The sequence below is a fragment of the Olleya namhaensis genome, assembly GCF_900114005.1.
GTDB classification, from domain to species: domain Bacteria; phylum Bacteroidota; class Bacteroidia; order Flavobacteriales; family Flavobacteriaceae; genus Olleya; species Olleya namhaensis.
In genome coordinates, this window is sequence record NZ_FORM01000005.1 from 275,977 (window position 1) to 293,919 (window position 17,943).

18 protein-coding genes, 1 tRNA gene and 1 pseudogene are annotated in these 17,943 nt (G+C 32.8%); 9 read left to right on the top strand and 11 right to left on the bottom strand.

Annotated features, from left to right (window positions below; translation table 11 throughout):
* Nucleotide 1: 1 nt before the first annotated feature.
* The 4 genes from BMZ09_RS10020 to BMZ09_RS10035 form a co-directional block, all read right to left on the bottom strand.
* A complete protein-coding gene (locus BMZ09_RS10020; RefSeq protein ID WP_090840078.1) occupies nucleotides 2-1,078 on the bottom strand; it encodes an ABC transporter permease in 1,077 nt (358 codons plus the stop codon).
* Nucleotides 1,079-1,180: 102 nt separating this feature from the next.
* Entirely contained in the window at nucleotides 1,181-2,485 is a 1,305-nt protein-coding gene (locus BMZ09_RS10025) for a BT_3928 family protein (protein ID WP_090840081.1), read from the bottom strand.
* A gap of 79 nt (nucleotides 2,486-2,564) precedes the next feature.
* The gene (locus BMZ09_RS10030; protein WP_090840083.1) at nucleotides 2,565-2,918 is read right to left on the bottom strand and encodes a four helix bundle protein; all 354 of its coding nucleotides are present in this window, start codon (nucleotides 2,916-2,918) and stop codon (nucleotides 2,565-2,567) included.
* Between the two features lie 34 nt (nucleotides 2,919-2,952).
* Entirely contained in the window at nucleotides 2,953-3,492 is a 540-nt protein-coding gene (locus BMZ09_RS10035) for a DUF1599 domain-containing protein (protein WP_090840084.1), read from the bottom strand.
* Nucleotides 3,493-3,607: 115 nt separating this feature from the next.
* Between BMZ09_RS10035 and folP the strand changes: the two genes are divergently transcribed.
* The 4 genes from folP (at nucleotide 3,608) to BMZ09_RS10055 (ending at nucleotide 6,430) form a co-directional block, all read left to right on the top strand.
* Complete coding sequence (gene folP / locus BMZ09_RS10040) at nucleotides 3,608-4,432, top strand: dihydropteroate synthase (RefSeq protein ID WP_090840086.1); 825 nt, start codon at nucleotides 3,608-3,610, stop codon at nucleotides 4,430-4,432.
* The gene (locus BMZ09_RS10045; RefSeq protein WP_090840088.1) at nucleotides 4,425-5,132 is read left to right on the top strand and encodes a hypothetical protein; all 708 of its coding nucleotides are present in this window, start codon (nucleotides 4,425-4,427) and stop codon (nucleotides 5,130-5,132) included. The genes folP and BMZ09_RS10045 overlap by 8 nt, the downstream gene beginning before the upstream one ends.
* 35 nt (nucleotides 5,133-5,167) lie before the next feature.
* Entirely contained in the window at nucleotides 5,168-5,953 is a 786-nt protein-coding gene (gene cdaA, locus BMZ09_RS10050) for a diadenylate cyclase CdaA (protein ID WP_245741128.1), read from the top strand.
* Nucleotides 5,954-6,028: 75 nt separating this feature from the next.
* Nucleotides 6,029-6,430 carry a hypothetical protein gene (locus BMZ09_RS10055; protein WP_090840090.1) on the top strand — a complete coding sequence of 134 codons (402 nt, stop codon included), beginning with the start codon at nucleotides 6,029-6,031 and terminating at the stop codon, nucleotides 6,428-6,430.
* A 118-nt stretch (nucleotides 6,431-6,548) separates the two neighbouring features.
* Here the strand turns inward: BMZ09_RS10055 and BMZ09_RS10060 are convergent, their stop codons facing one another.
* Nucleotides 6,549-8,321 carry an ABC transporter ATP-binding protein gene (locus BMZ09_RS10060; RefSeq protein ID WP_090840093.1) on the bottom strand — a complete coding sequence of 591 codons (1,773 nt, stop codon included), beginning with the start codon at nucleotides 8,319-8,321 and terminating at the stop codon, nucleotides 6,549-6,551.
* Nucleotides 8,314-9,063, bottom strand: a complete 750-nt coding sequence (gene truA, locus BMZ09_RS10065; RefSeq protein ID WP_090840095.1) for a tRNA pseudouridine(38-40) synthase TruA — start codon at nucleotides 9,061-9,063, stop codon at nucleotides 8,314-8,316. The genes BMZ09_RS10060 and truA overlap by 8 nt, the downstream gene beginning before the upstream one ends.
* A gap of 154 nt (nucleotides 9,064-9,217) precedes the next feature.
* Between truA and BMZ09_RS10070 the strand changes: the two genes are divergently transcribed.
* Nucleotides 9,218-9,712 carry a metallophosphoesterase family protein gene (locus tag BMZ09_RS10070; protein ID WP_090840097.1) on the top strand — a complete coding sequence of 165 codons (495 nt, stop codon included), beginning with the start codon at nucleotides 9,218-9,220 and terminating at the stop codon, nucleotides 9,710-9,712.
* Between the two features lie 86 nt (nucleotides 9,713-9,798).
* Here BMZ09_RS10070 and BMZ09_RS10075 read toward each other — a convergent pair whose 3' ends face one another.
* Nucleotides 9,799-10,212, bottom strand: coding sequence for a DUF4293 domain-containing protein (locus tag BMZ09_RS10075; protein ID WP_090840099.1), 414 nt, complete (start codon nucleotides 10,210-10,212; stop codon nucleotides 9,799-9,801).
* 293 nt (nucleotides 10,213-10,505) lie between these two features.
* On the opposite strand from BMZ09_RS10075, the gene rho reads away from it, so the two are divergent.
* Entirely contained in the window at nucleotides 10,506-12,215 is a 1,710-nt protein-coding gene (gene rho, locus BMZ09_RS10080) for a transcription termination factor Rho (protein WP_090840101.1), read from the top strand.
* Nucleotides 12,216-12,536: 321 nt separating this feature from the next.
* Here the strand turns inward: rho and rpsT are convergent, their stop codons facing one another.
* The 3 genes from rpsT to proS all read right to left on the bottom strand — a co-directional run bounded on the left by rpsT (nucleotide 12,537) and on the right by proS (nucleotide 14,517).
* Entirely contained in the window at nucleotides 12,537-12,788 is a 252-nt protein-coding gene (rpsT, locus tag BMZ09_RS10085) for a 30S ribosomal protein S20 (protein ID WP_028282655.1), read from the bottom strand.
* A gap of 31 nt (nucleotides 12,789-12,819) precedes the next feature.
* Nucleotides 12,820-12,891: transfer RNA gene (locus BMZ09_RS10090), tRNA-Glu, on the bottom strand.
* Between the two features lie 147 nt (nucleotides 12,892-13,038).
* Entirely contained in the window at nucleotides 13,039-14,517 is a 1,479-nt protein-coding gene (gene proS, locus BMZ09_RS10095) for a proline--tRNA ligase (protein WP_090840104.1), read from the bottom strand.
* A 101-nt stretch (nucleotides 14,518-14,618) separates the two neighbouring features.
* On the opposite strand from proS, the gene BMZ09_RS10100 reads away from it, so the two are divergent.
* The 3 genes and pseudogenes from BMZ09_RS10100 to BMZ09_RS10110 all read left to right on the top strand — a co-directional run.
* Nucleotides 14,619-15,593, top strand: a complete 975-nt coding sequence (locus BMZ09_RS10100) for a hypothetical protein (protein ID WP_090840106.1) — start codon at nucleotides 14,619-14,621, stop codon at nucleotides 15,591-15,593.
* Between the two features lie 31 nt (nucleotides 15,594-15,624).
* Nucleotides 15,625-17,145: an OmpP1/FadL family transporter gene (locus BMZ09_RS10105; protein ID WP_090840139.1), complete on the top strand. Its 1,521-nt coding sequence runs from the start codon at nucleotides 15,625-15,627 to the stop codon at nucleotides 17,143-17,145.
* A 218-nt stretch (nucleotides 17,146-17,363) separates the two neighbouring features.
* Nucleotides 17,364-17,501: pseudogene (locus BMZ09_RS10110) on the top strand (dodecin family protein); the annotation flags it as partial.
* A 94-nt stretch (nucleotides 17,502-17,595) separates the two neighbouring features.
* Here the strand turns inward: BMZ09_RS10110 and BMZ09_RS10115 are convergent.
* On the bottom strand, nucleotides 17,596-17,943 hold a 348-nt coding region (locus BMZ09_RS10115; RefSeq protein WP_143067809.1), incomplete at its 5' end, for a T9SS type B sorting domain-containing protein.

Consider the following 17,943-nt stretch of genomic DNA (forward strand, 5'->3'; position numbering starts at 1 on the left):
TTTATTCTAATTTAACTTTTGGATCTAACCAAGTGTATATTATATCTACAAAAATATTAATTATAATGAATAGTAAGGCGATAATTAACACAGAACCCATAATTACAGGTAAATCTAAGGTGTTAAGCGCATTTACGATTTCTTTACCCAATCCGTTCCATCCAAAAATATACTCCACAAACACTGCGCCTGCTAGCATGCTTGCAAACCACCCTGAGATTGCTGTTACTACAGGATTTAAAGCATTTTTAATGGCGTGTTTTTTTATTATTTGAAACTCTGATAAGCCTTTTGCTCTGGCTGTTCTGATATAATCTTGATTAAAGACTTCTAATAAGGAGTTACGCATTAATTGTATCACGACTGCTAATGGTCTAATCCCTAAAACAATTGCTGGCAGGATTAAGTTTTTCCATTTAATGTGCATTTTTTCGCCAAAATCATCCAACTCGTAAAGGCTACCTGTCATTTCTAGATTGGTGTATTTATGTAATACAAAACCAAATAACCATGCAAATAATATGGCACTAAAAAAGGATGGTACACTCATCCCTAAGGTACTTAATATTTGAATTATTTTATCTAAAAATGTGTCTTTTTTTAATGCTGAAAGTACGCCTAATATTACACCTAAAAAGATTGCGATTAATATTGCCGAAACTGCTAACACAAACGTATTTGGCAAAGTCTCTGATAATACTTGGCTTACTTTTTTACCTTGTTTGGTAAAAGATTCCCGTAAGTACGGAAATTTTATAACTGTAGTTGTGTTACCTATTGCAAACAGTTGTGTTGCTGAGTATTTATTTTGACTTAAATAGGTATAGTCACCTTCTGTTTTAGAATGAAATGAGATTGGTGACAAATCGTTTAAATAATAAAAATACTGCGTCGCAACAGGCTTATCAAAACCATACTTTTTTTTAATAATGGCTAATTGCTGACTATCCTCGTTTTGACCCAACATCATTTGTGCTGGATCTCCTGGAAGGACACTAAATAAGAGGAATATAACAGTTACCACACCAAATAAGGTGAGTAATGCATACAGGGTTTTATTTAGTAAATAGGTTATCAGATTGTTTTATTTATTTTAGATACGTTGTTCTACTGCTTTACAAAATAATGTGCTTCTCGATACATTTTGCTCGTGCCTCACAAAACACTCGAAGTGAGTTTCTTATTTTTTAAGCGTAATTTTAATCACACTCGTAATATTTTTTTGTGTGTCTATATTTAATGAGTCCAATTGTGTTCTGTCTTTAAATACATCCATTCTCTCAATAGTTTCTGGATCCAAAGCCTCTGTCTCTGCTTTTGTTGCCAAAGCGTCATCAATAAAATAAGCAGCAACCTCCTGAACTACTTTAGGAGCTGGACGATCAACTTTAGGCAATGCTAATTGGTCAATATCATTCCAATGTACTTTTTGGATAATGGTTCCTTTTTCTAATTTTAATAATCCTGGATTAGAGCGGATGATTGTTTTTAAAGCAGTTTCATCACAGAAATAGTAATCAAAATCTAACTTGTAATCAGACTTAACTTGCGCTACTTTATCCTCTCCAGAAGCTGTTAAACCAATAACATCATAACCGTTAGCATTTGCCATATCCGATGCTATTTTTATAGCTTTTAAACCCTCTGTTTCTGATATTGCCAAATTATAATTAACAATTAGTAACACGTGCGGTCTTGTTAAAATATCTTTCGTAAAGTCCTCACCATCTTTTTCTATTGAAAAATCATGGATTGGTGGCTCATAACCTTCAGATATTGTTTTAGTAGTTACACCTACATATGTACCTGTAGATTCTGGATATGATCCGCTTGTCATGTATGCCTTTTCTGTACCGTTCTCATCAAATACCCAAGTGTATTCTATTACAGGTTGTGGTGCACCTTCTGGAACAATCATGTTATCTGTAATGTTATTTCCTATTTTAAAAGGTCTAAAGTCAATTGATGGTAAATGCATTAATACATGGTATGCAAATCCTAAACATGCTATAAAACTTAATAAAGACAGTATGGTTGTGGTTAACTTGCCAAAAAATGGTTTGACGTGTTTTATTCCGAAGAAAATAATTAGAATTAAAACTAACAGAAAAACGTCTTTACCAAAGCTTTCCCATGGGTCCATCTTCATGGCATCACCAAAGCATCCACAGTCTTTTACTTTATCAAAATACGCTGAGTAAAAGGTTAAGAATGTAAAAAAGATAATCATTAATAATAAACTCCAAATCGTGAATTTAGGCTTGTATCCAATAATTAAAAAGATACCTAAAAGCACTTCAAAAACAACTACTATTATTGAAATCCCTAAAGCATAAGGAATAAAAAATGGTAAATCTAAAACGGTTGGACCAAAATACTCCTCTAATTTAAAAGCAAATCCAATAGGATCATTAAGCTTTATAAATCCCGAAATAATAAAAAATATACCAACAAATATTCTTAAAAAACCGACTATGTATTTCATAACTATATATAAATATCAAATTCCAACAACTAAATTCCAAAATACGCTGCTTAACAAATTAAAAAAAACAAATTCGAAATTATGTTAATTTATTAATTATTGCAGATAGTATTTTTCTAATTTCGTTTGCTTCTATTATTAATGTTTCTATTCTGTTTGACTCTCCTTTATTCAAATCTTTCAAAAGTTTTAGCCAATATTCACTTTCTTTAGCTTCTTTTCTTGAAATTTTAATTCTAAATATTAAATCTTTATTTCCTAATTTCTCATTTCCTTCAATATAATTAGCACCTACTGAGCCCGAAGACCTAACCAATTGTTTCCCATCTTCTATATTAGAAATTGTTCTATTTAAATCCTTAACCAAAAAACGACAATCCCTTGCAAACTCGTAAGTTCTATCTTCTAAATTAAAAGTTTTTGTAGTACGCAATCTATTTGGAATTTAGTTTTTGTTTTTTGGAATTTTAGTCATTAGTTAAATGTATCATGGCAAAAATGGCGTAATTAATCATGTCTTGATAATTAGCATCTATCCCTTCGCTTACAATTGTTTTTCCTGAATTGTCTTCAATTTGCTTAACACGTAATAATTTTTGTAAAATTAAATCCGTTAAACTACTTACACGCATATCTCTCCAAGCTTCTCCGTAATCATGGTTTTTGTCTTGCATTAACTGCTTTGTTGCTTTGACCTGTGCATCGTATAAAACCGTAGCTTCTTCTACTTCCAAATCCGGTTGCTCTACCACGCCTTTTTCTAACTGGATTAAAGCCATAATGCAATAGTTAATAATCCCGATAAATTCGCTTTGCTCGCCTTCGTCAACTTTACGCACATCATTTTGTTGCAGACCTCTAATACGTTGCGCCTTTATAAAAATCTGATCTGTTAAAGATGGTAAACGTAAAATGCGCCAAGCACTTCCGTAATCCGTCATTTTATTAATAAAAAGGTCGCGACAGGTTTTTATAACAGCATCGTATTGTTTTGAAGTATCTTGCATATTTGATAAACTCTAATTGAATTTTGCGTAAATTTCGCATAAAATTATTTAAACGTCAAGGTTTAGGGTTTAAAGTTTTACTAAGCTTATCCCAACACCACATATAAGTGTACAAATGACAATAAATTGTAAAGGCAAACTTATAGATTTAAGTACTCCAAAAGTAATGGGTATTTTAAATGTTACACCCGATTCTTTTTTTGATGGCGGACGTTATAAAGACGAAACTTCTATTTTGAATCAAGTCAAAAACATGCTAGATCAAGGCGCTACTTTTATAGATATTGGTGCTTATAGTTCTAGACCAAATGCGCCGTTTGTGTCTGAAGACGAAGAATTGCAGCGTATTTTACCAATAATCAAACTTCTGGTTAGTAATTTTCCTAGCATCAATATTTCAGTAGACACGTTTAGAAGTACTATTGCGAAAGCAACTATTGAGGCGGGAGCTGCTTTGATTAACGATATTTCGGCAGGTCATTTAGATAACAACATGCTGCAATCCATCGCTGATTTACATGTCCCTTATATTATGATGCATATGCGAGGTACGCCTCAAACCATGCAAACAATGACGGTTTATGATAATTTAGTCAAAGACATAAACTTTTATTTTTCAGAGCGTATTGCAACAGCTCGTGCTTTAGGCATTATTGATTTAGTTTTAGATCCTGGTTTTGGTTTTGCTAAAACATTAGAACAGAATTTTGAACTACTAAATAATTTTGAACTTTTAAATATTACCGAATTACCATTACTAGCTGGTCTATCCAGAAAATCTATGATTTACAAAACGTTAGACACTACAGCAAATAACGCCTTAAATGGGACCACTGCTTTACACATGATTGCTTTGCAAAAAGGCGCTAAAATACTGCGCGTGCATGATGTTAAAGAAGCCCAAGAATGTATCACACTTTACAATCAATTACATGCTTAACAGATTATTATTTATTAGCGTATTGTTTTTGTTTTTTTCCTGCGGAAATGAAAAAGTACTGGAACTACCAGAAATACAAAATGCAGACATAACAGAAGTTTTAGACGTCTCGCCTGCCTATATTTTTTATGATGAAACCAAGCAAGACAGTGTTGAATTAAATCGAAAAAACTTAATTATATCTACAAACTGGCTATTTAATGTTGACAAACGTTTAACGCTAGAACAAGCGTTACCATCAATAATAAAATTACAAGAGAAAAAGCGTAATGCAACTATGCATAAAAATGAAAAAGCTAGAAATTATTATACTTGTAATGATACGAGCATTAAAAATTTAGGGTTTATTGATTTTACTGATGTTGAGTATCGTTTAATTTACACTGAAACCAAATATGAAGATATTGAAATAGATGATAATTCTTTTGGCATAAATCTTATTATTAATAGTCTTGAAGATATTACTCTAAATTCTTTTATGATTTCAGGAGAAACGAATTTGGACAAATTAAATGATTACCTAAAAGAAACACTTAATGTTTTTAATCTTGACGATAAGGAACATGGAGGCGACTTTTATAATCTGCAAATAGGTTTCAATAAAAGTTTAAATTTTCAAGATTACATATCTATAAAATCAAAATTATTGCATTTCAAAAATGAAAGAACTGTTATTAATAAAATCGAGCATATCTTTTAACCCAATTATATTAAATTTACAAAAACACTTTTCCCTTGGAAATATTTAAAGACATTTTAAAATTCAGTTGGATAGACATGATCGACGTGGTGTTAGTAGCACTGCTACTCTATTACGTTTACAAGCTAGTCAAAGGTACTGTTGCCATTAATATCTTTATTGGTATTGTAGTTATCTATTTTATCTACCTTACGGTAGAAGCCTTAAAAATGGTCTTACTTACCAAAATTTTAGGTGGTTTTATTAGTGTTGGTTTTATTGCCTTAATTATTGTATTCCAACAAGAAGTCAGAAAGTTTTTATTGATGATTGGAAGCACCAATTTTGCCAGCAGGCGTAAGTTTTTAAGTCAGTTAAAATTTTTAAAGATAGAACAAGGTACATCCACAGATATAGATGCTATCATCTCTGCCTGCAATAAAATGAGTAGTACTAAAACAGGTGCTTTAATTGTTTTAGAACGCAATAATAATCTTGATTTTATTGCTAATACAGGTGACGAAATGAATATCAGAGTCACGCAACCTATTATTGAAAGTATCTTTTTTAAAAATAGCCCATTACATGATGGTGCCATTATAATACAAGATAATATTGTAAAAGCAACACGTGTTATTTTACCTGTAAATAACGAGAAAAACATTCCGCAACGTTTTGGTTTACGTCACCGTGCAGCAGTTGGTGTTACGGAGCGTACAGATGCTATTGCAATTGCTGTAAGTGAAGAAACAGGCCAAATTTCTTGTTTTAGAAATGGAGAATTCCTTCCGTTTGAGGACTCTATTGAATTAGCAGAAATTTTGAAGAATGATTTAGAATAAGTCTTGTTTCTATTTCTTTAAAAGTCAAAACAACACACCTCTTATACATTTTACATTAATTGAAAGATTATAGCAATGGACATTAACTACAATCAAAAAGACAAAACAATTGACATTAAAGATGGGTTAAAATCCCAGTATTTTATGATCAAAGCATTAATGATTCTAAATCTTGTTAATGCCCTTCTTAATGTCTCTTATATTAGTGAAGACGGAATTGGTTTTATGCAAATCATTTGGCTAATATTAGGGATTGTATCAATAGTAGTCTTATATTTTTTCTTTTTCAAAAAATCAAGTCAAGAAAAAATTGAAATTAAAACAATAGAACGATTAACAGAAAAAACCGTTTTTGGTTCTAAACGAATGACTTTAAAATTAAAAAATGGAAAAAGTCGTGATTTAGCATACCTAAAAACTTCTGAAGAAATTTCTAAAGTAAAAAAAATGCTTACTAAAATAGGTGTCCCGGTTTAAGGCTAATTTAAATCTAAATTACCTGATTTTATTCTTCAATAATGATCAAACATTAGTCATTAAAAATCAATAACTACTATATGGCTTAAGGGTAATTACATTTCTGCTTAAGCAGAAATTAAGCCACCTTCTCTGCTTGTAAGAACTGTACTTCGTATAAATTCTTATAATACCCATTTTCTTTTTTAAGCAACTCGTCATGTGTTCCTTGCTCCACAATTAAACCGGCATCCATAACAATTATATTATCTGCCTTCTGGATGGTTGCTAATCTATGAGCAATAACTATAGACGTACGTCCTTTTGTTATTTTCTCTGTTGCTGTTTGTATTAATTGCTCTGAATACGAATCCACAGAAGACGTGGCTTCATCTAACACCAAAATACTTGGATTGGTTACATACGCACGTAAAAAAGAAATTAATTGTCGTTGTCCTGAAGATAACATCACACCTCTTTCCTTAACGTTATAATGGTAACCGTTTGGCAAACTCATAATAAAATCGTGTATTCCAATATCTTTGGCTGCTTTTACAACATCAGCTTCAGTAATACCTGGACTATTTAATGTAATATTATTTAAAATAGTATCTGCAAACAAAAACACATCCTGTAACACAACTGCTATTTGCTGTCTTAAAGAAACTAAAGTATAATCCTTAATATCTGTATTATCAACAGCTATAGTACCTGAATTAATTTCGTAAAAACGATTTAATAAATTAATAACTGTACTTTTTCCTGCTCCTGTAGCACCTACGATTGCAACTGTATCTCCAGCATTAACATTAAAACTAATGCCTTTTAAAACTTCTTCATCTTCAACATAACTAAAATGTACCTTATCAAAATTGATAGCGCCTTTAAAATTATCTGCTATTAAGTGTCCTGAATTATCAATATGAGACGTCGTATCTAATATTTTAAAAACACGATTAGAAGCAATCATACCCATTTGAAGCGTATTAAACTTATCTGCTATTTGACGCAAAGGTCTAAACAACATCGGGATCATGGTAATAAACATAAATAAATCTCCAGGCGTAACATTACTGCCTTCAACTAATATATTTAAACCACCAAACCATACGACTAAACCTGTTGTTAACGATCCTAAAAATTCTGCAATCGGAAAAAATATCGAGTTGTACCAAACCGTTTTTAACCAGGCTTTTTTATGACGATTATTAATTTCTTTAAAGTTTTTATACTCGGTATCTTCCCTTGTAAAGAGTTGTAATATTTTCATACCCGTAACACGCTCTTGCACAAACGAGTTTAAGTTAGACACCTCATTACGTACATCTTCAAACGCACGTTTCATGTAACGTTGAAAAATTTTAGTTGCAAATAAAACAATAGGTAAAGTCACAAATACAATTAAACTTAACTGCCAATTGTAATATAACATAGCTCCAGAAATAACTACCATAACTAGTAAATCTCTGATAATTGTAAATAAGCCATCCCCAAAAACAGAAGCAATACGCTCCATATCTGTGACCGCTCTTGTAATTAAAACACCAACAGAAGAGGTATTAAAATATTTCATTTTAAAACTAAGGATATGGTCAAATAATTTAACACGTATGTCTTTTACCATTTTTAATCCTAACCATGAAGAATAGAATATAAAAAACAACTGAAGTACAACTTGCGCCACCAATAAGACAATCATTAAAACAATTAGATAAACAAAACCATTGTAGTCCTTTTTAACCAAATGCTCATCAATAATTTCTCTAAGTAATACAGGCGTTGCAATACTTAAAGCGCCTAATATCAATACAGATAAAATCAAACCATAAAATACGGTTCTGTAAGGTTTTGTGTATTTAAACAAGCGTTTAAACAACTCTAAATCAAATATGTTTTCTTTTGTCTTAGTCATTTAGTTTTATTGTATCAGGGTAAGCGACTTCTGTTAAATATAATCCCTTTGCAGGAACAGAAAAACCAGCATTACATCTGTTTTTAGATTGTATAATAGTATGTAAATCTTCAACTTTAATCTTACCAACACCAATATTAATTAATGTTCCAACTATAGCTCTTACCATGTTTCTTAAAAAGCGATCGGCTTTAATCGTAAACTGTAACTCACCATCAATTAGTTTCCATTTTGCTGCCATAATATCACAATTGTATGTTTTGACATCCGTATGTGTTTTTGAAAAGCACTGAAAATCTTTGTAATCAAACAAAATTTTTGTCGCTTCATTCATTTTCTCAATATCCAGAGCATGCTTTAAAAAATAAGCTTGATCTACATTAAAAGGACTTTTTTGCAATGCTACACGATATAAATACGCTCTGCTTGTTGCATGAAAACGTGCATGTATATCTTCCTTGACTTTAAAAATAGATTGTATAGCAATATCCTCTGGTAAAAACGAGTTTAATTTATACTGCAATTTATCTACATTAAAAACAACTACTGTATCAAAATGCGCAAATAACTGTTTAGCATGTACACCCGCATCTGTACGACCTGCTCCCATCACAACAATGGTTTCTCCTAGAATAGTAGATAAAGCTTTTTCCAAAACCTCTTGTACAGATATAGCGTTTGGTTGTTTTTGCCAACCATGATAATTTGTTCCGTTATAAGATAATTCTATAAAATAGCGCAAGAAAGCTGTATTTTTACATATTAAAAAGCAAAGATAATATAAAGACAGAAGCTTAAAGTCCGAAGCCTTATTTTTTAAGAATAGTTTACATAAAATAAACAAAACAGGCAACAGTAATACTTAAACGCAGCGTCCTGAAAAAAACTCAGCATAAATGAAAAAAATATTATTACTATCCGATACTCACAGTCATATTGATGATGCGGTTTTAAACCATGTCAAACAAGCAGACGAGGTTTGGCACGCTGGAGATATTGGAGATCTAAAAGTAACAGATGCTATTAAAGCCCTTAAACCTTTACGTGCCGTTTGGGGAAATATAGATAATGATAAAGCTAGAGCTGAATTTCCTGAAAACAATAGATTTACTATTGAAGGTGTTGATGTTTGGATTACACACATTGGTGGTTATCCAAATAGATATAATATTAGAATTAGAGAAGAAATAAAGGCAAATCCTCCAAAACTTTTTATCTGTGGACACTCACATATCCTAAAAGTTATGCCAGACAAAAAGCTAGGATTATTACACATGAATCCCGGCGCAATCGGTATACATGGGTTTCACAACGTGAGAACTATGTTACGCTTTACAATAGATAATGGAAAAATTGATAATCTAGAAGTTATAGAATACCCAAGAAAATAAAAGACTTAATAAAACTGCTATAAAACAAAAAAACCGAAGCTTTCGCTTCGGTTTTTTCTCGCACTAATACTACTAAGATGTTAGGTTTAACGTAATCGATCCACAGATTTGACAAGATCTTCATCCTTCTTAATGGCTCTGTTTGATAAAATCAAAAAGACGATAGAAATAACAGGAAGGAAGATCCCAACACCTTTCTCAGAAACATCACTTGCTTCTCCAGATGCGCTTAGGGTTCGGTACACGAAAAATCCTAGTAAAATTAAATTTAATATCTGATTTAGTCGTCCCAACATAAATTGAGACTTTCTATTTTTATAACTAAAAATTGAAATTAATGCTAACACCGCAGATCCTAAGAACAAACCAAAAATAACTAGTTCATCTTTTGCAAAAACTACGACTTCATTAGTTGTTGTCCATAAATCAAAAGTGAAGATTAACCCACCAGAAACTACAGCAACAATTAATAAATAAACAGTTTGAATGCGTTGTAACATATAAAAATTTCAAAATATTGAAAAACAAAAATATAGTTTCTTTTCCTATAAAAGAAACATCTAGCACTAAAAATTAGCATAAATAACAAATCACAATCACAAACTTCTGTGCATCAATTAAAAAGGAATAAACATAGACACATAAATAAAAAATTGAAATAAATGTTGTATAATTGCAGTAACGCAATGCAACACTCACACTAGCAGAACGTTAATTCTTCAGAAGTATATCTTATTTTCTTCAAGAAATAAACAATTCAAATTACATCAACACATAAGTTAATTCAACATCAATGTTTGAAATCTCACAATTAAAAGAAATGAAGCTTCCTGAATTGCAGGATATAGCTAAAAAACTGAGCGTATCAAAGTTTCGTTCATTAAAAAAATTAGACTTAGTATATCAAATACTTGATAAACAAGCAGCAGATCCAAAAGCTGTTTTAGAAGTAAAAAAAGAGGATACTCCTGTTAAAAAAGCGCCAGTAAAAAAGGCAGCTCCCGTAAAAGCAGAAACTACAGATAAGCCAACTGCTCCAAAGCCTAAAAGAGCGAGAGTTAGCAAGCCTATTCAAAAAGCAGCACCTACTACGCCACCGCAATTAGATTTAAAACCGGAAGCAGAAGCAGAAGTACTAGTTAAAAAAGAAGTGAGTGAAAAAGAGGTTAAAGCAAAAGCACCTGCTAAACCACAACCAAAAAAACCGGTTCACAATCATCAAAAAAATAAGCAGTCTAACGACAGTAAAGACGATAAGCAAAGCGACAACAAGCAGCCTAACCGTCCTAAACATGCTAACCAAAAAAATCAGAAAAATCAAAAAAATGGTAACCAGCATAACGGTAACAAAGACAACCGTAACCGTTACAGAGAACCAGATTTTGAATTTGACGCAATAATAGAAAGCGAAGGGGTCTTAGACATCATGCAAGATGGTTATGGTTTTTTACGTTCTTCAGATTATAACTACCTATCATCACCAGATGATATTTATGTATCGCAATCTCAAATCCGCTTATTTGGATTAAAAGTAGGAGATACAGTATTAGGTCAAGTAAGACCTCCAAAAGAAGGCGAAAAATATTTCCCGTTAATTAAAGTAAGCAAAATAAACGGTCAAAACCCAAATGTGGTTAGAGATCGTGTTGCTTTTGAGCATTTAACACCTTTGTTTCCACAAGAAAAATTCAATATTGCCGAAAAGCAAGCGACTATTTCTACAAGAATCATGGATTTGTTTGCACCAATAGGTAAAGGACAACGTGGTATGATTGTATCACAGCCAAAAACAGGTAAAACAATGCTTTTAAAGGATGTTGCCAATGCTATTGCAGCAAACCATCCTGAAGTATACCAAATGATATTACTAATTGACGAGCGTCCTGAAGAAGTAACAGACATGCAACGTAATGTTCGTGGAGAAGTTATTGCTTCTACTTTTGATAAAGAAGCGCATGAGCATGTAAAAATTGCTAACATCGTATTAGAAAAAGCAAAACGATTGGTAGAGTGTGGACACGATGTTGTAATCTTATTAGATTCAATAACACGTTTAGCCAGAGCATACAACTCCGTACAACCAGCATCAGGAAAAATACTTTCTGGAGGTGTAGATGCAAATGCATTACACAAACCAAAACGTTTCTTTGGAGCTGCACGTAATATAGAAAATGGAGGATCACTAACTATTATTGCAACAGCATTAACAGAAACAGGATCTAAAATGGACGAAGTTATCTTTGAAGAATTTAAAGGTACCGGTAACATGGAACTACAATTAGATCGTAAAATATCTAACCGTCGTATTTTCCCGGCAATTGATTTAACATCATCAAGCACACGTCGTGACGATATCTTATTAGACGCAACAACCATACAACGTATGTGGGTAATGCGCAAGTACCTTGCAGACATGAACCCTGTAGAAGCTATGGAATTTATAAACGACCGCTTTAAACAGACTAGAAACAACGAAGAGTTTTTAATCTCAATGAATGGTTAGACACTAAAACACATAAACTAAAAAAGCCTTAACAATTGTTAAGGCTTTTTTTATGCGCTAAAGCAAGCACGGAAGCTTACCAGTTCTATTTTATTTTAGGGCGTTACCTATATCCTGATTCAAGCTCAGGCTAAAGGTCGCGTCATCCGTTACAAGTTTTGGCTCAAAGCGCAAGCTCGCCAAAAGCTATCCACTACTACCGCTAACGCGATACCAAAGTACAATACACTTAATCTTAGTTAAGGACCTCCAAAATATAAGGCATAAAAAAAGTGCTCCATTAAATGAAGCACTTATAATTTTTTAGAAACTAAAAGCTAATTATAAAGCAGCTACGTGCTTAGCTAAACTAGATTTTAAGTTAGAAGCTTTGTTAGTATGAATAACATTTTTCTTAGCTAATCTGTCTAACATAGACACTACAGAAGGAAATAAAGCTTCAGCTTCTTTCTTGTCTTCTAATTCACGTAACTTTTTAATAGCGTTACGTGTAGTCTTATGTTGGTACTTATTTAACAAACGCTTAGCTTCGTTACTTCTGATTCTTTTTAAAGTTGACTTGTGATTTGCCATTTTTGTTTCCTTATTTTTTTTATAAAAATTGTAGCCCGTAGGGGAATCGAACCCCTCTTACATGGATGAAAACCATGCGTCCTAGCCGATAGACGAACGGGCCATTTGATTATTGAGAGCGCAAATATAAAACATATTTTTTAAACTTACAAACTCTTTCAAATAACTTAGCAACGTTTCCATTGCGGGTGCAAATATACAACTATATTTAAGTGTTGCAACAATTTTTACAAAAAAAATTAAAAAAAATTTAATATGCTTTTGCAAATAATACGCGACGTGCTGATTCTCTGCCAGTAAGCACACAAATTCCTTTTTCAATTTTTCCGTCTAAAGGAAGACATCTAATCGTTGCTTTGGTAATTTCTTTAATTTTATCTTCAGTTTCGGCAGTTCCATCCCAATGTGCAGAGATAAATCCACCCTTTTCTTCTAAAACTTTTTTAAATTCATCAAAAGTTTCTACTTCTGTGATGTGCGTATCTCTATAATCTAATGCTTTCTTATACAAAGTATCTTGTATTTCCGTCATTAAGCCTTCCACTCTATCCGTTAAAGTATCTAATGCAACAACCTCTTTAGTTAATGTATCACGTCTAGCAAGCTCCACAGTACCGTTTTCTAGATCTCTTGACCCTATCGCTATTCTTAATGGCACACCTTGCAGTTCATGCTGTGCAAACTTAGCGCCTGGTCTATACGTATCTCTATTATCAAACTTCACAGAAATATTTTTACTTCTTAACTCTGTCATTATACCATTAACCACTTCTGTAATAGCTTCCAATTGTTCGTCTGTCTTATATATAGGAACAATAACAACTTGGTTTGGTGCTAATTTTGGAGGTAATACTAATCCATGATCATCACTATGTGTCATAATTAGTGCACCCATTAACCTTGTAGATACTCCCCAAGATGTTGCCCATACGTATTCTTGCTTTCCTTCTTTAGATGTAAACTTCACATCAAATGCTTTAGCAAAGTTTTGTCCTAAAAAGTGAGACGTTCCAGCCTGTAGTGCTTTTCCATCTTGCATTAAAGCTTCTATACAATACGTTTCATCAGCTCCAGCAAAACGTTCGCTTTCTGTTTTCAATCCTTGAATAACAGGAATAGCCATAAAGTCTTCTGTAAACGTCGCGTAAACGTTATTCATTAATTCTGCTTCAGCAATCGCTTCTTGTTTTGTTGTATGTGCCGTATGTCCTTCTTGCCATAAAAACTCTGCTGTACGTAAAAATAGACGTGTACGCATTTCCCAACGCACCACATTAGCCCATTGATTAATTAATAATGGTAAATCTCTATACGATTGTACCCAACCTTTAAAGGTGCTCCAAATAATAGCTTCACTAGTTGGTCTTACAACTAATTCTTCTTCAAGCTTAGCATTAGGATCAACTCTAAGTTTTCCTGGTTTATCTGGATCGTTCTCAAGTCTGTAATGCGTAACTACTGCGCACTCCTTTGCGAAGCCTTCAGCATTCTTTTCTTCAGCTTCAAACAGACTTTTAGGGACAAATAATGGAAAATAAGCGTTTTGATGTCCAGTTTCTTTAAACTTTTTATCTAATTCTGCTTGCATCTTCTCCCATATTGCATAGCCGTAAGGTTTTATAACCATACAGCCTCTTACTGCCGAATTTTCAGCTAAATCAGCCTCTACAACCAATTCGTTATACCATTTGGAATAATTTTCAGCTCTACTTGTTAGTTTTTTACTCATATACAGTATTTTGGCACAAAAATTGTGATTATGTTAAATAATAAAATAGTTCAGCAAAACTAACTATTTTTGTAATGTTCAACAATTAAAAACAACACGTTATGAAATTAATTAACTACTTATCTAACAAAATACCCGCTTTCACGGTTCTTTTAGCTGTTTTAGCTTTAAGTTCATGCGGATCTTACCAATATGTTGGACAAACAAGTGATGGCATCTACGGGACTACTACCGAAAATGTAGAACAAGAAACTGTTGCAATACCAGCAGAAAACAATAATGACTACTACACTAACTACTTTAAAGAAAAAGCGTTAGACGCCGAAGTGTACAGCCAAAATAATGATGATGTATTTACGGATATTGACTCTTACCAAGGATCTTATGATGAGTCTTTAAAAGAAAACAATCAAAATGCAGGTTGGGGAGCAACTAACGAGGTTGTTGTTATCAATGTGTATGACAATGGTTTTAACAACAACTTTGGTTGGGGTTACAATAACTGGGGTTATAACAATTGGGGATGGAACAGACCTTGGGGGTATAGTAGATGGGGGTACAACAACTGGGGTTGGAATGCTGGGCTTGGTTTTGGATACGGTTGGAATAACTGGGGATGGAATAACGGATTTAACAACCCATATTGGGGGCACCCTTTTTACGGTAATGGATACGGGTACGGCTATGCTTACAACAATGGATACCATAGAAGAGGTATTTCTTACAACTCAGGAAGACGTGGTAACTACTCAAGCAGAAATGGTTTATCAAATACAAGAATAAACTCAAGAAGCACAACAACAAGATCAAGGTCAACTACTAGAACAAGATCTAACACAACAACTAGACCTAGAACAAGTACTACAACTAGACCTAGAACTAGCACAACTACTAGACCAAGAACTAGTACAAGACCAAGAAGTAATAGCACAACACCAAGAACAAACAATTCTACACCTAGAACTAATAATTCTACACCTAGAACGTCAACTCCATCAAGAAGCTCTACTAGAAGTAGCTCTTCTTCAAGAAGTAGTTCTTCATCTAGTGGAAGTTCAAGAAGAGGAAGAGGTTAAAATTGAAAAGGAAAAAATTAAAAAAAAATCTATGAAAAAAGTAATCATATTAATAATGGGTGTCTTATCCATATCAATAAGTCAAGCCCAAAATATTAATGACGCCTTAAGATACTCTACTGGTGAAATTTCAGGAACAGCTCGTTTTCAAAGTATGAGTGGTGCTTTTGGAGCATTAGGAGGAGATTTAAGTGCTATTAGTATTAACCCTGCAGGATCTGCTGTTTTTACAAGTAGCTATGCTTCGTTCTCTTTAGGTGTTGATAATAAAGATACTGATACTAATTATTTTAATGGAAGAGGAAATGCTTCAAACTCCGATTTTAACTTAAATCAAGGTGGTGGTGTTTTTATATTTGAAAACAAAAAAACAGACTCTCCTTGGAAAAAGTTTTCTTTAGCTGTAGAGTATGACATTACTAAAAATTACGACAACGACTGGAAAGCTAACGGAACAGGAAACACCAGTATTGGTGAATACTTTCTTGCAAACGCACAAGGTTTGCGATTTGACGAGATATCAGCATTTCCAGGAGAAACAACCTCTCAAGCTTATTCAGAAATAGGTAGCGCGTATGGTTACACTAACCAACAAGCTTTTTTAGGGTACGACTCTTATATTTTAGAGCCTGCCAACACCAATGATGATAATACTTTATATAGCAGTAATATTGCAGGAAATTCTTTTCAGCAAGACTACAATTACATCGCGACTGGATATAATGGAAAAATAAGTTTTAACATTGGAACACAATATGGAGAAAACACATATTTTGGATTAAATCTTAATTCTCATTTTCTAAACTATGAGCGTTTTACTAGTTTTTATGAAACTAATAATGATGCAACATCTGTAGTTAAAGAAGTGTTATTTGAAAATACCTTAGCCACAAATGGATCTGGATTTTCCTTTCAGTTAGGAGGAATCTTTAAATTAACTAATGAGCTAAGAGCAGGAATAACTTATGAGTCTCCAACATGGATGAGTCTTGAAGATGAAACAACACAATATGTTGAAACATTTGTTTCTGACGAAAATCTAGGTGATTTTTATCAAGTTGTAGACCCAAATATTTTAAATATTTTTGAAAGCTATAGAATACAAACACCTAGTAAAATAACAGGTAGTTTAGCATATGTTTTTGGTACACAAGGTTTAATTAGTGTAGATTATTCAAGACGTGATTACAGTAAAACAAAATTTAAACCAACATCAGACCCCGCTTTTAGCGCAGAAAACGCTTTAATGGCAAATGTGTTAACTGCTGCTTCAACTTACAAGATTGGTGCGGAATATAAAGTAAAACAATTAAGTTTTAGAGGTGGCTACAGAATAGAAGAAAGCCCATATGCTGATGACACTATAATAGGAGACCTTACAGGTTACTCATTAGGATTAGGGTACAACTTTGGTAATACTAACCTAGACTTAGCTTACACGAGCTCTAAACAAGACAGAAGCGAACAGTTTTATAATGTTGGTTTAACCAACCCTGTTGCCTTAGATACTAAAAACTCAAATATTACTTTAACCTTAGGGTTTAAACTATAAGCCATATTTAATTTATATAAATTAAAAACCTGAACGAATGTTCAGGTTTTTTTTATGCCTAATGCCTAATGCCTAATGCCTAATGCCTAATGCCTAATGCCTAATGCCTAATTTAAAATAATAGTAATTACAAAATAGAAGTACTAAAAATTTAGATAAAACTAATCTATTACCAACCAAGATATATTCTACCCCTATAAAACTTAACAAAACACCACCAAAAAGCAGTAAAGCATGCTTCTAAAAGCGTTAAAAACATTAGATCTGTATATGTACAAGATCAAAGTGCTAGTGTTAAAGATGGCGAAGTTGTTGACTTTAGAGTTAATTTAAAAATCACTTTTGAAGTAAACTAATACGTTTCTTTAAACTTATAATAAGTATAAAAAAAAGCCTGAACATTTATTTGTTCAGGCTTTTTTAGTTAATAGTATGTTGTTTCGATAATACTTATCGCTTTAAGGTAAAGTGTGCCTTAAATTGTTTTTTAGTATTATCTGGATCATTTGGTTCTCTATAATCTACAGTAAACCAATAGTCACTGGTTGGCATTGGGTTACCATTATAGGTTCCATCCCATCCTAATCCTGTTGGGCTTAGTTGTTTTAATAACTTACCGTATCTATCAAAGATATAAATCACTGCTTCTGGTTGATCTCCGATACCGTAGATATTCCATGTGTCATTAAAGCCATCATCATTGGGTGTGAAGAAATGTGGGTAATCCATTATTGATACCGGTAAACTTGTTTCTCCACATCCATTAATATCTCTTACGGTTACCACGTGATCTCCTGC

Excerpts from the sequence above, each read along its gene's own strand:
- BMZ09_RS10025 (WP_090840081.1), bottom strand. The coding sequence starts at position 2,485 with ATGAAATACATAGTCGGTTTTTTAAGAATATTTGTTGGTATATTTTTT.
- BMZ09_RS10035 (WP_090840084.1), bottom strand. The coding sequence starts at position 3,492 with ATGCAAGATACTTCAAAACAATACGATGCTGTTATAAAAACCTGTCGC.
- folP (WP_090840086.1), top strand. The coding sequence starts at position 3,608 with ATGACAATAAATTGTAAAGGCAAACTTATAGATTTAAGTACTCCAAAA.
- BMZ09_RS10045 (WP_090840088.1), top strand. The coding sequence starts at position 4,425 with ATGCTTAACAGATTATTATTTATTAGCGTATTGTTTTTGTTTTTTTCC.
- BMZ09_RS10055 (WP_090840090.1), top strand. The coding sequence starts at position 6,029 with ATGGACATTAACTACAATCAAAAAGACAAAACAATTGACATTAAAGAT.
- BMZ09_RS10060 (WP_090840093.1), bottom strand. The coding sequence starts at position 8,321 with ATGACTAAGACAAAAGAAAACATATTTGATTTAGAGTTGTTTAAACGC.
- BMZ09_RS10070 (WP_090840097.1), top strand. The coding sequence starts at position 9,218 with ATGAAAAAAATATTATTACTATCCGATACTCACAGTCATATTGATGAT.
- BMZ09_RS10075 (WP_090840099.1), bottom strand. The coding sequence starts at position 10,212 with ATGTTACAACGCATTCAAACTGTTTATTTATTAATTGTTGCTGTAGTT.
- rho (WP_090840101.1), top strand. The coding sequence starts at position 10,506 with ATGTTTGAAATCTCACAATTAAAAGAAATGAAGCTTCCTGAATTGCAG.
- rpsT (WP_028282655.1), bottom strand. The coding sequence starts at position 12,788 with ATGGCAAATCACAAGTCAACTTTAAAAAGAATCAGAAGTAACGAAGCT.
- proS (WP_090840104.1), bottom strand. The coding sequence starts at position 14,517 with ATGAGTAAAAAACTAACAAGTAGAGCTGAAAATTATTCCAAATGGTAT.
- BMZ09_RS10100 (WP_090840106.1), top strand. The coding sequence starts at position 14,619 with ATGAAATTAATTAACTACTTATCTAACAAAATACCCGCTTTCACGGTT.
- BMZ09_RS10105 (WP_090840139.1), top strand. The coding sequence starts at position 15,625 with ATGAAAAAAGTAATCATATTAATAATGGGTGTCTTATCCATATCAATA.